13 protein-coding genes are annotated in these 13,845 nt (G+C 57.3%); 9 read left to right on the forward strand and 4 right to left on the reverse strand.

The genetic code is table 11. The features are described 5' to 3' along the window. On the forward strand, nt 1–1,718 hold a 1,718-nt coding region (gene katG / locus BLX41_RS12875), incomplete at its 5' end, for a catalase/peroxidase HPI (RefSeq protein WP_259744801.1). 210 nt (nt 1,719–1,928) lie between these two features. Then, the gene (locus BLX41_RS12880; RefSeq protein WP_015635386.1) at nt 1,929–2,387 is read left to right on the forward strand and encodes a hypothetical protein; all 459 of its coding nucleotides are present in this window, start codon (nt 1,929–1,931) and stop codon (nt 2,385–2,387) included. 191 nt (nt 2,388–2,578) lie between these two features. On the opposite strand, the gene BLX41_RS12885 is transcribed toward BLX41_RS12880, so the two are convergent. Beyond that, entirely contained in the window at nt 2,579–3,007 is a 429-nt protein-coding gene (locus tag BLX41_RS12885; protein WP_011060992.1) for a hypothetical protein, read from the reverse strand. Nucleotides 3,008–3,233: 226 nt separating this feature from the next. On the opposite strand from BLX41_RS12885, the gene BLX41_RS12890 reads away from it, so the two are divergent. Both BLX41_RS12890 and BLX41_RS12895 read left to right on the forward strand, forming a co-directional pair. Further along, nucleotides 3,234–3,497 (forward strand): hypothetical protein, encoded by a 264-nt coding sequence (locus BLX41_RS12890; RefSeq protein WP_123725181.1) that lies wholly within the window; start codon nt 3,234–3,236, stop codon nt 3,495–3,497. Nucleotides 3,498–3,499: 2 nt separating this feature from the next. Next, nucleotides 3,500–3,688, forward strand: coding sequence for a DUF6360 family protein (locus BLX41_RS12895; protein ID WP_259744803.1), 189 nt, complete (start codon nt 3,500–3,502; stop codon nt 3,686–3,688). 46 nt (nt 3,689–3,734) lie between these two features. Here the strand turns inward: BLX41_RS12895 and BLX41_RS12900 are convergent, their stop codons facing one another. Continuing rightward, nucleotides 3,735–4,403 (reverse strand): phytanoyl-CoA dioxygenase family protein, encoded by a 669-nt coding sequence (locus BLX41_RS12900; RefSeq protein ID WP_123725183.1) that lies wholly within the window; start codon nt 4,401–4,403, stop codon nt 3,735–3,737. A 430-nt stretch (nt 4,404–4,833) separates the two neighbouring features. Here BLX41_RS12900 and BLX41_RS12905 point away from each other — a divergent pair, with 430 nt between their 5' ends. The 4 genes from BLX41_RS12905 (at nt 4,834) to BLX41_RS12920 (ending at nt 9,919) form a co-directional block, all read left to right on the forward strand. Further along, nucleotides 4,834–5,127, forward strand: a complete 294-nt coding sequence (locus BLX41_RS12905) for a DUF3077 domain-containing protein (RefSeq protein WP_123725184.1) — start codon at nt 4,834–4,836, stop codon at nt 5,125–5,127. Nucleotides 5,128–5,532: 405 nt separating this feature from the next. Then, on the forward strand, nt 5,533–8,079 hold the full coding sequence (locus BLX41_RS12910) for a hypothetical protein (RefSeq protein ID WP_148059720.1): 2,547 nt from the start codon (nt 5,533–5,535) through the stop codon (nt 8,077–8,079). Nucleotides 8,080–8,362: 283 nt separating this feature from the next. Beyond that, nucleotides 8,363–8,818, forward strand: a complete 456-nt coding sequence (locus BLX41_RS12915; protein ID WP_123725186.1) for an SMI1/KNR4 family protein — start codon at nt 8,363–8,365, stop codon at nt 8,816–8,818. 324 nt (nt 8,819–9,142) lie between these two features. Then, on the forward strand, nt 9,143–9,919 hold the full coding sequence (locus BLX41_RS12920; RefSeq protein ID WP_259744806.1) for a hypothetical protein: 777 nt from the start codon (nt 9,143–9,145) through the stop codon (nt 9,917–9,919). 153 nt (nt 9,920–10,072) lie between these two features. Here the strand turns inward: BLX41_RS12920 and BLX41_RS12925 are convergent, their stop codons facing one another. Together BLX41_RS12925 and BLX41_RS12930 are read right to left on the reverse strand one after the other, a co-directional pair. Continuing rightward, nucleotides 10,073–10,705: a cupin domain-containing protein gene (locus BLX41_RS12925; protein WP_123725188.1), complete on the reverse strand. Its 633-nt coding sequence runs from the start codon at nt 10,703–10,705 to the stop codon at nt 10,073–10,075. Nucleotides 10,706–10,778: 73 nt separating this feature from the next. Further along, complete coding sequence (locus BLX41_RS12930; RefSeq protein ID WP_123725189.1) at nt 10,779–12,731, reverse strand: oxidoreductase; 1,953 nt, start codon at nt 12,729–12,731, stop codon at nt 10,779–10,781. Nucleotides 12,732–12,945: 214 nt separating this feature from the next. Here BLX41_RS12930 and BLX41_RS12935 point away from each other — a divergent pair. Next, a partial coding sequence (locus BLX41_RS12935; RefSeq protein ID WP_259744807.1) for an ABC transporter substrate-binding protein occupies nt 12,946–13,845 on the forward strand: 900 nt, incomplete at its 3' end.

Here is a 13,845-nt window from a genome sequence, read left to right on the forward strand (position 1 = left end):
TCGCCCTGGAATCCATGGGTTTTAAAACCTTCGGTTTTGCCGGTGGCCGCCAGGACGTCTGGGAGCCGGAAGACAACGTCTACTGGGGCAGCGAAACCACCTGGCTCGACGACCAGCGCTACAGCGGCGACCGCGAGCTGGAGAACCCCCTGGGGGCAGTGCAGATGGGCCTGATCTACGTCAACCCGGAAGGCCCCAACGGCAACCCCGACCCGCTGGCGGCGGCCCGGGACATCCGCGAAACCTTCGCCCGCATGGCCATGGATGACGAAGAAACCGTGGCCCTGATCGCCGGCGGCCACACCTTCGGCAAGACCCACGGCGCCGGCCCGGCGACCCACGTCGGCCCGGAACCGGAAGCCGCCGGTTTGGAAGAGCAGGGCCTGGGCTGGAAAAGCAGCTTCGGCACAGGCGTCGGTGGCGACGCCATCACCAGCGGCCTGGAAGTGATCTGGACCACCACCCCGACCCGCTGGAGCAACGACTTCTTCGACCATCTGTTCGGCTTCGAATGGGAGCTGACCACCAGCCCCGCCGGCGCCCACCAATGGCAACCCAAGGGCGGCGCCGGGGCCGACAGCGTGCCCGACCCCCACGACCCGAATAAACGCCGCACGCCGTCGATGCTCACCACCGACCTGTCGCTGCGCTTCGACCCGGCCTACGAGGCGATCTCCCGGCGCTTCCACCAGCACCCCGAGCAACTGGCCGAAGCCTTCTCCCGGGCCTGGTTCAAACTCACCCACCGCGACATGGGCCCGCGCGCCCGCTACCTGGGCCCGGAAGTGCCGGCCGAGGAACTGATCTGGCAAGACCCGATTCCCGCCGTGAACCACCCGCTGATCGACGCCCAGGACATCCAGCAGCTCAAGGGCCAGCTCCTCAATTCCGGCCTGTCGGTTGCGCAACTGGTGTCCACCGCCTGGGCCGCGGCCTCGACCTTCCGCGGCTCGGACAAGCGCGGCGGCGCCAACGGCGCACGGATTCGCCTGGCCCCGCAGAAGGACTGGGAGGTCAACCAACCGGCACAACTGGCCCAGGTGCTGCGCGCCCTGGAAGGGGTACAGAGTGCGTTCAACAGCGCGCAAAGCACTGGCAAGCGCGTATCCCTGGCGGACCTGATCGTCCTTGGCGGTTGCGCGGCGGTGGAACTGGCGGCGAAAAATGCCGGCTACAGCATCAGCGTGCCCTTCGCCCCGGGGCGCATGGACGCCAGCCAGGAACAGACCGACGTCGAATCCTTCGCCGTGCTGGAACCTGTGGCCGACGGCTTCCGCAACTACCTCAAGCCGATCAGCGGCGTCACCGCCGAAGCCCTGCTGGTGGACAGAGCGCAACTGCTGACCCTGACCGCCCCGCAACTGACCGTGCTCCTGGGCGGCCTGCGAGTGCTGGGGGCCAACGGCGGGCAATCGCCCCACGGCGTCTTCACCTCGCGCCCGGGCACCCTGAGCAACGACTTCTTCGTCAACCTGCTGGACATGGGCACCCAATGGAAACCCCTGTCCGAGGCCCGCGACCTGTACGAGGGCAGCGACCGCGCCACGGGACAGTACAAATGGAGCGGCACCCGGGTCGACCTGCTGCTGGGCTCCAACTCGCAACTGCGGGCCCTGGCCGAGGTGTATGCAGCGGCGGATGCAGGTGAGCAGTTCGTGAAGGACTTTGTCGCGGCCTGGGACAAGGTGATGAACCTGGATCGGTTCGATTTGCGCTGAGGGCAGGGGATTAACGTCCAGCAACTGGCGGCCCTCGACTTGAGTATTCAGGTCGAGGGCTACGGCTGTCTGTGGCAAGTGCTGGCGAATTCCTCGACCCCTCTTGTTCCCCCCAGCAGCAGAATCAGTGTCAGGCAAAAGGCTCTGCGAACTCGCGCGGTGCTGGGTCCACTATGGCAAAATGCCCTGCATCAATTCAGGGAGTCAGGGATGAAAGCTATTGTCATCGCAGCGCTACTGTTACTTACAGGTTGCGTAGCAAAGGTTGTTGAATACAAGGCATTGCCTATCACACAGAGTCAGGCGGAATCGATCATTGAACAGGTACTGATGGAACAACCGCTGAAAACCAGGCCCGAACAAGTGTTCTTCACGGATGAATACATTGGCTACGGAAGTGGGACTATTTCTGCTACCAGTGGCTTTGCAAGTGCAACGCCTATCGGTGTAGGAGCCATAGCAGCCGGCAGCTCCAAGACTTCCTCCAAAGCGGTGCAAACCCGTATCTACTTCAACTCGATTGGTAGCGTCACGCTCTACTCAAAGCGTGGTCGTTGGGTCGTACAGACCAGGAACCAGGCAGGTGGCGTGCTGAACAGCTCGCAGGTCGACACGCAGCAGAAGGCTCAGCGGTTCGTTGACGCAATGTTGTTTTTCAAACGCACCTGATGCAGCGCAGGATCGCTCACTGATAGGCAGCGGCAGGTGATGGCCCCGAGTCGCTTGATCTGCTTCAAGGCCACTTCAGACCGGGTAAAACGATAACGCCTCCCTAGGGAGGCGTTTTTGCCAGCGCGGTCGAGGCGTTTCGAGCTCGACTGGCGGCAATCAGTGCGGGCCATGTAGCGCCCGCCAAGCGCTTACTTCGCCTTGAGGTACTCATTGAGAAACGCCTGGGCATCGCCATAGCTGGACAGGTTGCTGTCATAACCCACCTTCAGCGGCTTGGCCTCACCCGGCAGATGCAGCTCGCCATAGCCTTCCTGAAGCAGCAGCACCACGAACTTCTGCCCGTCCACCTGAGTGAAGTAACGAGTGTCGCGATCGGTTTGCTCCACGTTCATTTTCTGAATACGCATGTTCCAGTCGTGGTCGGCGTCTTCCACCTGCACCAGCGCCTGATTGGCGCTGCGCTCACCGATGCGCAAGGTCCAGACCTTCACCCCGTGCGGCCCGGTGTAGGCCAGGATCTTATCCGCCACCTGTGGCCGTTCCTCGGCCTGGGCCAGCCCGGTTCCCAGTACCCACGCCATGACCCATGCGGCCGCCCAACGGTAATAAAGCTGCATCCTTCTAGCTCCTGAACATGAAAAGGGGCGGTTATTGAAGCCGACCCGGGCGGCGCTGCCAAGCACCCAAGGCAACAGGCGGGGTAAAAAACCTTCGCGCACAACCCACGCCGGGCCGCCCGCGAGTGGGTTACCATCCGCCGCCTCGGCGCCCCGCACGCGCTTGAGCGATGCACTGGCCCGGAAGGCCGCCGGTCAACTTCCCGTCTCATCAGGACCCAGCCCCATGAGCCAACTCACCGCACTGATTGCCCAAGCCAAAGCCGGGCTTTCGGTCCAGCAAAACATTCCCCAGGAACGCTGGGAGGCCATCGCCACACAGTGCGGCACCGAGGAAATCGCCGAGATCAAAACCCGCATCGCCTCACTCAAAGCCGCCAGGGAAGCAGTGGAAGACTGGGACGGCGACACCCGCGATGACCTTTACTTCGCCATCGCCCACTTCACCCGCCTGCTGGAACTGGCCACGGCCCACGTACAAGGTGAATGAGCATGTCGATTGATCGCACAACGGATTATTTCGAGAGCAGCGAAGGCGACGTGCGCCTATGGATAGAGCAGGGCAGTGCCATTCATCTCAAGGCCATCAGCCCGCACAACGACCCGGTGGAACTGACGGCAGAACAGGCCCTGGAACTGGCCCAGGTACTGCAACGTTTGGCCGGCCGCCTGGCTGACTGAATGAGCGCCACGCTGCGGCTGACGCACCCCTGGCGCCCGAGCCCACTCAGACAAAATCCGCGGGTTCGAAGCGCTCGCTGGTGTCCATGCGGATAGCACGCAGGCCTAGCGTCTGCAGATGGGACTCATACAGCCCCAGGGCGCAATAACTGATCAGCAAGCTGCGACGGCGCGCACCACTGGGGTTCAGACTGGCCCCATGCACCAGATCGGCATCGAACAGCAGCACGTCCCCCGCCTTACCCGCCAACTGCACCACCCGGGATTCATCACTGAAATCAAAGGGCGCCAACCGCTCCCCGGGGCGATGACTGCCGGGCACGATGCGCGTCGCGCCATTGGCCGGCCCATAGTCATCGAGATAGACCAGCGCCGTGACCCGGTCACCGAGGCGCTGATCCGACAGATCCCGGTGCAATACCTGATGACCGCCTCCCGCCAACGGCTCGCGGCCCTCCACCTGCGCCAGAAAAAAGCCTTCCCCGATCAACTCCCCGGCTACCTCCAACAGCGCCGGCAAGCGACACATCGCCTGCACCCGTGCATCCAGATCCACCAGCGCATGCCGCCAATCCGGCCCCCGAGGCACCGGCCATTGCTCGGGCCCAATCACCCCCGCCTCGAACGTGGCCCGCAGCTCATCCAGCCAGTAGGCGGGCACTACCTGACGCAGCAACTGGTAACCGTTTTGATGGAGTTGTTCGCGGTCGATCATGAGGGGGCAGATGTCCTTATCCGGGGTGGGGGAGAGCATAACGGCTCGCTAATCCGAGCGACATAACCGGCTACGGTTTAGCGGTTGCCGGACCCTGAGCAGAGCGCCTAGTCTGCTGCGGTCGCTGCAAAATCAGCGACCGGGCCTGAGAACCCGGTAAGATGCAGGCGCACAAGCGCCCGCCCATGAATGCAGGCGCATTTTTGTGCCCGTCTGTTCGTGTTATGGCGGCTGTGCGTGGGAGACCTTCGGGTCTGCCGGGTTCCTGTATCTCCGGTTTCTCAGCCCGCGCACAGCTGCCACCCACTCGCCTGAGAACGAAGGTGGCAGCTCTCATTACCGATATGGGAGTTTCAATCATGTACGCCCGTAATCTGTGTGGATTTTCCCTTCGTAACACCCGTCTCCTGGCTGTTGTAGGAGGTGTCCGATGAGCAGTTCTGCCTCAGTCAAGACACTGGGTTTCGTCACCTTTGGCAGTTGTGCCGATCCTGAACTAGAGCTGTTTCGCGTGAACGCTGATGTGCCTTTGGAGCAGGCGTTGGAGCATGCCTCTACGTTGCTTTACTACGCCAAGAAGCTAGCGCTGGATGCCGCTATGGAAGAGCAGGGCGAGCGCTATGCTTGGGCTTCGCACTTTTTGGCGGAGATGGGGAAGGCGGTGATTGATGATGTGTGTTTGGGGTTGGGTGGAAGAGCGGCTGTGGGAGGGGCTCTAAGTTAGGGCAACATCGTATGAGGTAGATAGAAACGCCACTTATCGCTGCTTGATAAGCGGTGTCTCTATTGCTTGAGAGGCTGCATTCGGCCAGATCCGGACGTTCGAAAACGCCCGCTTTCGGCAAGCCTCCGCGTCATCACAATGCGAGTGTCGCTGATTGGAGATGGCAGCATACGGAAACCCAGAACAAGTCGTCCATTGCCGGGTGTTGAGCGACTTGTTCGGGGTTTCCCCAAAGACATGAATTTGCAAAGATAGATCCATCGCATTACCTTGCACGCGGGAACTCGGCCACCTTTTCCAGTGATTGAAATGCAGCACAGGCCAACTGACTCTAGCAACTAACCAACCACATATAAAAAACACGACACAACGACGTTCATCGAGCTAATGGAAAAGAGCGTAGATATGGAAATATACGAATGGGACGCTATTAATCCTTCGAGCTTCAAAAAGTATATCCTGAAGGAAAATTATAAAAAGAAAGGACAAACGCCAACCGGCCTATACAATACCATCATGAAAAAGGCGGAGCAGGATTTAGGTTCTGCAGCGCTGGCAGCAGAAACTGCTGCAGAAGTATTCGCAAAGAAAAAATTTATACCTGAGACTTTGCTATTCTTAGAGCTCGTTACACGCTGCCATTTTATATCACGAGACCTAGATGGCGTCGTAAAAGCAATATGGCGCATAGCTAAACTAAATTATCCACCAGCGAAAAATGTAGCGCTTGAACTCACCCATTTGATGGCAGATCATCCTGATGACTTTGGCATCAGCATCGATCATCACCCTAAGGTTTTTAGGGAAGCCAGCACTATAATGCATCATTATAATGAGAAAGAGACTGTCGCAAAGCTACACCTCCGTTCCGCAGAAATATACGCGCAGCACGGTGCGATACAAGCAGCTTACAGAAATATTGGTGATGCAGAGCGTTTAAGCGTGGAACTAGGCCTGCCGTTTTTAAGTGCTCAATGCTATGGGAGTTTAGCTACAGTAGCTTGCAGAGATAACGATTTTGTGGATGCAATAAAGTTTGGAAGACTTAGTATATTTATCCGCCGAAAACTTGGTAATGAAGTTCCGGCTGGTCTGTATTCCAACATTGGCATGGCATACATGAATGAGAGCAAGCCCAAAACTGCAATTCGTTATTTCAAGCTCGCACTTGCTTCTGATGAATTGGAGAACATCCCAAAAATTGGGGTCATGATCAATCTTATTGATTGCTTTCGTAGGCTCGGAGATCTTACACAATCACAAGAGATGGTGGATGGCGCAAGAAAAATCATTGACACAGAACATTTGCCCGAGGAGTTACTAGAGCTCTCTATAAGCGCGGCAAAACTAGCTGCGGCTCACTCTAATTCTGCCGCCGTAAATCAGCACTTGCTAATAGCCTCAGAATGCATCGACGACATACTGAGGGGTATCTTGCGTCTGCATCATAGGCGAGAGATTCGTGCGAGATATTTCAATAGAATTGAAAATCTACTTTATGTTTTACCTCGTCACGGCTGTGGGGAGAATGTGTTATTGCCACTGCTTGCAATACGAGGCAATTCAATGGCAGATTGGCTAGCAATACTTGACTGGGCTGATGGAATAAAAAAAAAGGTCTCTGACTCACTAGCACAAAGAGTTGGCGAAACTCTTAAACGAATTCGAGAAATCGGTGCCCCGCATTTATTCGGACTTCATGAAAAATACGACGATGCGTGGGAGGTGAGGAACCCGGTGGATGCCTGGGATGATTTCTCTCAAGTATGTAGGGAGATACATACTTTAGGCTTTGAGCCTCCACTGAGAAACGTCAACATTCAAGAACAGCTTCAACTCTGCAAGACGCGTCTATCAGAGCGCCACTGCTTAGTGTTTACAACCACATTTAAAGAAAATACCATAGTATGGTTCTTTATCGAGGAAAAATACTGGCGCATCGAAATCTGTAATGATGTGAGAGACAAATGGCACCTCGCACAGCTGAAATACGCAACGGAATTGATTAATCGTCGAGAGTTTACGTCTGAAATCGATAGTTCACTGCAGAAACTTTCCGAACAGCTCGTTCCACTTTTCGAGAGGGTGGCGGAATCGAACTGTCGATCAATTCGGTATATTATCGATAGCCGTATCGATCTCCCGTTGACTCAGTTCGCACTCAACAATTCAGAGTTGTCTGCAAAGATGCAAGCTGGAGAGTTCCATGTGCGTACAGTACCCTCCCTAACTGCGTGCAATGAGTATGAAGGCAGAATGAATTCTGCTGCAACGATCTCAGATTCTGGAGACGATTTGCTGCTGGCTGTCTACGAGGGGAATGCATTCGCCTCTATCGCGGGCTTGGAGCTTACCCAAAACATCGCAGCAAACAGTGACGGTGACCTGGGTGAGCTAATTGGATCAGTTGACGTAGTGGTTGTGTCAACTCACGGTCATACCATTGAGCTGCTTACAGATGCTACGTTTGGCAAGCTCGGTGCGCCGGAGGGGCGTCATTTAATTTCGGTAGAGCGGCTTCAACGATCAGCTGCAGAACTTCAGGCGAAATTGGTCATTCTCAACGCTTGCCACTCAGGTTCCAAGTCGTCCAGGAATTACCAAAAAAGTTTCATCACCAGCGACTCTGTAACCATACCTAGCCTGTTTTTGTTGAACAGGCAGGCAATATCGATGGGCAGTGTTTGGAAAGTAAGTGATACCGCTAGCTTCATACTCTCATGCTTAGTAGCCGAGAGCCTTCGAACTGGATCGAACCCGCTTAACGCCGCCGCCCGTGCCATTAGCCAACTTCCACGTATGCTCCTCTCTGATGTGCTGAATTTGCTTAAAAAACACTTGCCGGAGCCTATATATCGCAAGGCAAGCGACAGACTTTCTTCAGCCCCCAAACAAGGAATGTTCCTACACCCTTACTTCACCGCAGGTTTGACGATCTATGGCCTACTCTAGACACTCCCACCCTCGAAGCAGGGCGCTCAGCGTTTGGGACTCTCCGATCAATTCAGCACAGATCTGAATAGCCCCTAGTTTCGTACACGGTTTCGGTGACCACTTCTGGCCGAGAGCAGTCGTTCACGAACGGTAACTACCGGTCAATAGAGGATATTCAAAAATGATTAAACATCGCTCTGAATGTTATGCGGCAAAAAATATGCTTAATGTGAATATTGAAGTATTAGTAATATGCTGCATTGGTAATGTTGTCTGATAATAGTTAAATGGAGGTTCGTTGATGGAGTGGGATGTCTATTCAGACGCGCATGAACCGTTGCCCGATGATTTGATTTCTGGCATCGAAAAAGTTATCCGTTTCACGCTGCCTAAAGATTACGTTGAATGCGTAAAGCACTTTCATGGTGGACAGCCGAAAGACCGAAGCCTGTCCATTGAGGTTGGTGGCAAAACATGGGATATCGGCTTCGGCATGCTTTTGACTCTTGACCCTTTACACAGCGCTGAGAATATCGTTACAGCTCTATTTTCGTTGCGAAATCACCATCAGCTACCAAATTACTATCTGCCTATTGCCGTGGGTGGTGGCGGTGATTATCTGTGCTTTGATTACTCTAAAAGTCCTCTATTTCCAAAAGTGGTTTTCTATTTTCATGAGTTAGAAGTGCAAGAGGGAATATTTTATGTGGCCGACTCATTTTCAGATTTGCTTTCTATGTTGAAGGAAGAAATCTAAAAGAATAACCAATGAAAATATGAATCCTCTGATTCGCACCGAGACCTATTCAGATGATGCAGTATTTGGCTGCTCATAGTCGTTGTGATGAAAGGCAGCAGCCGACCGAAACCAACCGGTCGCGACAGACAGAAAACGGCCAAAAACAGTCATCGAGTGACTACGATTTTAGGGGCGATTCAGAAATGGGAATAATCTGGCACGGCGTATTCGACAAGTCATGAAAAGCAGCATGGCCGTGGAAGCGCTCATTCTGTTCTCTACCAACGTATGGACGATTCAGCCGTAATCGTAATCACAACGAAGATACAAAGGACGTTCCCAGTGGAAAAAGCTTCTCTTAAGAGTTTTTTGGCTGTTGTTTCTGTTTTTTTAGCTACATTCGCAAGCGCGAATGAAAACAATCTAAAAGTATTCGCAGAAAGTGAAGCGCTGTACTTCAAAGCGCTGCCTTACCTAGAAAAAATCGATGAAGCACAAAACGACATGTTCACTTTTCGGAAACAGTTAGCAGTCAACGAAAAGGTTCCCGACCAAAAAAAAGAACAATATAGAGACGAAATGCTTCGGCTTGTAAAAGAAGGAATGCCTTTGCTCAAGCGTTCAGCTGAGGAAGGCAACCCAGCAGCGCAGTACCGTCTAGCGTTAATGTTGTCGACTTTTGAATCTCGCGATCAAGTCGCCGAAAAAGTCTGCACTCTCCTAAAGTCCAGTTTCAGTAACGGATTTACTCCAGCGGGTTTGCAGATGCTTTTCTATTGCTTCGATGAGGTTAAAACACCTGGGTATCGGTCACTTGTCGACGCGTTGCCTAATGATGAAACCCTGTATAGCAGGTACTACCCCCAGCCAACGATGATGCCGAGTTGCGATAAAAATAATCGCTCTGACAGCAATCCAATCGTATCGCTCGACGAAAAAAGTTTTCGCGCCAACCTTTATATGAGTATGGCGACTCAAATGTTGACGCAAAACCTTAAGCAAGAGCAGGTGCGGTTTCTCAATAAAGCCGCCGAGCATGGATGCACCAGAGCAATAGAAAGGCTGAAGCTCAGCAGCGCCACTAATGGAGCTCGCCCGAAACTGGGAACACATGATTAACCGCGCCTGGAATGAGATGGGCGAGCACCACGCTCCGCTGACCGCGGCCCAGTTCAGCGAGTGGTTGCGGCAGCAGTTCTACTTCCCAGCCCCTGACAGCTAGTTTTCAGTAAACGAAAGAGCGGTGCATTGCGCTTCCGCTCAGTAGCTCGCTCAAAACGTCGGCGGCGTAATCACCCACAACACCACCGCATCCTCCTCCCCAGGATTCCCATACTTATGCGGCTCCTGGCTGGAAAAGCTAAAGCTATCCCCCTCACTCAGCTGAAAATACCGTTCCCCCACCCACAGCTCAAAGCGCCCCGACAGCACATACCCGGCTTCCTCGCCCTCATGGCTGTAACTCTCCTTGCTGTACGTCCCCGGCGGAAACCGCGAGTGCAAAAACTCCAGCTGCCGGGTCGGTTGCGGGGTCAGCAGTTGATCGATAATCCCGTTCTCATAATTCACCTGCAGCCGCTGTTTCTTGCGCACTACATAGCCCTGATCCTCGGGCGCGGTCTGGGTTTCGCTGGCGAAGAACCATTGGATGGTCACGCCCAGGCTGCGGGCGATGTTGAACAGGGCGGGGATGGAGGGGTAGGCGAGGTTGCGTTCCAGTTGGCTGATGTAGCCGGCGGTGAGTTCGCTCTGTTGCGCCAGTTCGCTCAGGGTCAGGCCGCGGCGTTTGCGCAGGCCGCGGATGCGGGTGCCAAGAAACTGTGGGCCGCCGGGGGCTTGGTTGTCGGTGCCGGGCTCCGCTGCGGGAGGGCGGCTCGCGGGCGGCGTCTTGCTGCTTTGGTTCATGGCGGGCTCCGGACCAGGGGAACGGGCACATCCGGGCGCCCGTTCTGCAAAAGCCCTGGAGTATAAAGCAGCCTCAAAGCGCCCAGGCGACTTTCAAGCCTTCGTGGATGGCTTCTTCCACGGTGCGCGGTGCCAGGCAGTCGCCGATGCGTTGGAAGGGCACCAGGCCTTTGAGCTGCTGGCCGAGGTCGTCCACGGATTGGTGGCCTTGGCACAGCACCAGGCTGTCGACGTTTTCCAGCAGCATGGGTTCGCCGCTGGCGGTGTGTTGCAGGTACACGGTGCTGTCGTCGCAGCCGTAGAGGCGGGCGTAGGGAATGATCGGGACCGCCAGTTTGTGCAGTTCGCCGGCCAGTTGGTCGCGCACGTACAGCGGCAGGTTTTCGCCGCAGTGGGTGCCGTTGACCGCCAGTTGCACTTGGTGCCCGGCGCGGACCAGGCGCTCGGCGATGCCGGGGCCGATCCAGTCGCAGCGCCAGTCGGCCACCACTACGCTGCGGCCCAGTTGCACTTCATCGCGCAGTACTTGCCAGGCGTCCACCACTTGCAGGTCGCCGCCGCGTTCGAAGTTCGGCCAGTAGGGTTGGGCGCCGGTGGCGATGATCACGTGGTCGGGGTTTTCGCGCTCGATCAGGGCGCGGTCGACCCGGGTGTTGCGCACCACTTCCACACCGGCCAGTTGCATTTCCCGTTGCAGGTTGGTGCTGGCGCCGCCGAACTCGCTGCGCCGGGGCAGCAGTTGCGCCAGTTGGATCTGGCCACCCAGTTGCGCGCTGGCTTCGTAGAGGGTGACGTGGTGGCCGCGTTGGGCGGCGACGGCGGCGGCTTTCATCCCGGCCGGGCCGCCGCCCACCACCAGGATGCGTTTGCCGCGGGCGCTGGGCTTGGGCTGGCCGTAGAGCAGTTCGCGGCCGGTTTCCGGGTGCTGGATGCAGGAGATCGGCAGGCCCTTGTGGAAGTGGCCGATGCACGCCTGATTGCAGGCGATGCAGGCGCGCACGTCTTCGGCGTGGCCGCTGTCGCTCTTGTTGGGCATCTGCGGGTCGCAGATCAGCGCGCGGGTCATGCCGCAGACGTCGGCCTGGCCCTTGGCGATGATCGCCTCGGCTTCCTGGGGCTGGTTGATGCGCCCGGTGACGAACAGCGGGATCGACAGCTTGGCCTTGAAGGTGCCGGCTTCCCGGGCCAGATAGGCCGCTTCCACCGCCATGGGCGGCACTATGTGCACGGCGCCGCCGAGGGAGGCGGAGGTGCCGGCGACGATGTGCACGTAGTCCAGTTGCCCTTGCAGCATTTGTACGGCGGCCAGGGATTCGTCTTCGGTGAGGCCTTCGGGGTCGCGTTCATCGGCGGAAATCCGCAGGCCGATGATGAACTCGGCATCGGTGCTGGCGCGCATGGCGTCGAGGATTTCCCGGATAAAGCGCAGGCGCTGTTCCAGCTCGCCGTTGTAGCCATCGGTGCGGCGGTTGACCCGCGGGTTGATGAACTGCGCCGGCAGGTAGCCGTGGCTGGCCACCAGTTCCACGCCGTCCAGCCCGGCCTGATGCAGGCGCCGGGCGGCGTCGGCGTAGCCCTGGATGATCTCGTCGATCATGTCCTGGTCCAGGGCTCGGGGCATGACCCGGAAGCGTTCGTTGGGCACCGCCGAAGGGGCGTAGGCCACCGCCAGCAGGCCGTCGGCGGACTCCATGATTTCCCGCCCCGGGTGGAAGATCTGCGACAGCACCACGGTGCCGTGTGCGTGGCAGCTTTCTGCCAGGCGCCGGTAGCCGTCGATGCAGGCGTCGTCGGTGGCCATCAGCACGTGGCTGGTGTAGCGCGCACTGTCGTGGACCCCGGCCACCTGCAGCACGATCAGGCCGACGCCGCCTTCGGCCCGGGCGCGGTGGTAGGCAATCAGCTGTTCGTTGACCAGGTTTTCGGTGGGCATCGAGGTGTCGTGGCCGCTGGACATGATGCGGTTCTTCAGGCGTTTGCCACGGATCTGCAAGGGTTCGAACAGGTGCGGGAAGGCGCTGGTCATTGCGGTGACTCCAGGCGGGCCAAGGGCAGGGGGCGTAGCCTTGGCGTTGTTATTGTTGGTCTATCAAAATTTACCGCCAGTAAAAAATCAACTTGTTTTTTTACTAAGGCTTGCAGTAGCTTCGATTTGCGCCCGCTCCCGGGGCCAACCTCACAACAATAAAAAAGGGCTGTGCCGGCGCCTGCCGGTGTGGCACCGCGAAGAGGATTCACAGATGAAAGCGCTCACCCGCAAGCACGGTTGTTCTTTCCTGGCCCTGAGCCTCGCCCTGGGTCTGACCCTGGGCCAGCCGCTGATTCAGAACAAGGCCCAGGCAGCCCCCGACATGGTGGTCGTGGCGTACGGCGGAGCCGGACAAAAAGCCCAGGATGTGGCGTTGTTCCAACCCTTCAGCAAGGCCGATGGCAGCAAGCTGATCCAGAGCGAATACAACGGCGAAATGGCCCGCATCAAGGTCATGGTCGACACCGGCAACGTCGATTGGGACGTGGTGCAGATCGAAGGCCCGGACCTGATGCGCGGCTGCGAGGAGGGCATGTACGAGCCCCTGGACTGGAAGACTCTTGGCCGTGCCGAGCAGCTGATTCCAGATGCCGCCCAGCCCTGCGGCTCGGCGGTGCTGGTGTGGAGCGTGGCCATTGCCTACGACCGCAACAAGCTGGCCAAGGCCCCGACATCCTGGGCGGATTTCTGGGACGTCAAACAGTTCCCCGGCAAGCGCGGCCTGCGCAAACGCGCGGTGTACAACCTGGAATTCGCCCTGATGGCGGACGGGGTCAAGGTCGAGGACGTGTACAAGGTCCTGGCCACACCCCAAGGGGTGGAGCGGGCCTTCGCCAAGCTGACTGAACTCAAGCCGTACATTCAGTGGTGGGAAGCCGGCGCCCAGCCGGGGCAGTGGCTGGCCGCCGGTGATGTGGTGATGACTTCCACCTACAGCGGCCGCATCGCCGTGGCCGCCCAGGCCGGCGCGCCGCTGGCGGTGGTCTGGCCCGGCAGCCTGTATGGCATGGACTACTGGGCGATCATCAAGGGCTCGAAACACGTGGATCAGGCCAAGCGTTTCATCGCCTTCGCCAACACTCCCGAGGTCCAGGTCAACTACGTCAAGCAG

Origin of the sequence: Pseudomonas protegens, assembly GCF_003732485.1 — a bacterium.
Classification (GTDB): Bacteria; Pseudomonadota; Gammaproteobacteria; order Pseudomonadales; family Pseudomonadaceae; genus Aquipseudomonas; species Aquipseudomonas protegens_B.

What these genes read in the sequence shown, in the direction of transcription:
- BLX41_RS12880 (WP_015635386.1), top strand. Translation starts at nt 1,929, where the DNA reads ATGAAAGCTATTGTCATCGCAGCGCTACTGTTACTTACAGGTTGCGTA.
- BLX41_RS12885 (WP_011060992.1), bottom strand. Translation starts at nt 3,007, where the DNA reads ATGCAGCTTTATTACCGTTGGGCGGCCGCATGGGTCATGGCGTGGGTA.
- BLX41_RS12890 (WP_123725181.1), top strand. Translation starts at nt 3,234, where the DNA reads ATGAGCCAACTCACCGCACTGATTGCCCAAGCCAAAGCCGGGCTTTCG.
- BLX41_RS12895 (WP_259744803.1), top strand. Translation starts at nt 3,500, where the DNA reads ATGTCGATTGATCGCACAACGGATTATTTCGAGAGCAGCGAAGGCGAC.
- BLX41_RS12900 (WP_123725183.1), bottom strand. Translation starts at nt 4,403, where the DNA reads ATGATCGACCGCGAACAACTCCATCAAAACGGTTACCAGTTGCTGCGT.
- BLX41_RS12905 (WP_123725184.1), top strand. Translation starts at nt 4,834, where the DNA reads ATGAGCAGTTCTGCCTCAGTCAAGACACTGGGTTTCGTCACCTTTGGC.
- BLX41_RS12910 (WP_148059720.1), top strand. Translation starts at nt 5,533, where the DNA reads ATGGAAATATACGAATGGGACGCTATTAATCCTTCGAGCTTCAAAAAG.
- BLX41_RS12915 (WP_123725186.1), top strand. Translation starts at nt 8,363, where the DNA reads ATGGAGTGGGATGTCTATTCAGACGCGCATGAACCGTTGCCCGATGAT.
- BLX41_RS12925 (WP_123725188.1), bottom strand. Translation starts at nt 10,705, where the DNA reads ATGAACCAAAGCAGCAAGACGCCGCCCGCGAGCCGCCCTCCCGCAGCG.
- BLX41_RS12930 (WP_123725189.1), bottom strand. Translation starts at nt 12,731, where the DNA reads ATGACCAGCGCCTTCCCGCACCTGTTCGAACCCTTGCAGATCCGTGGC.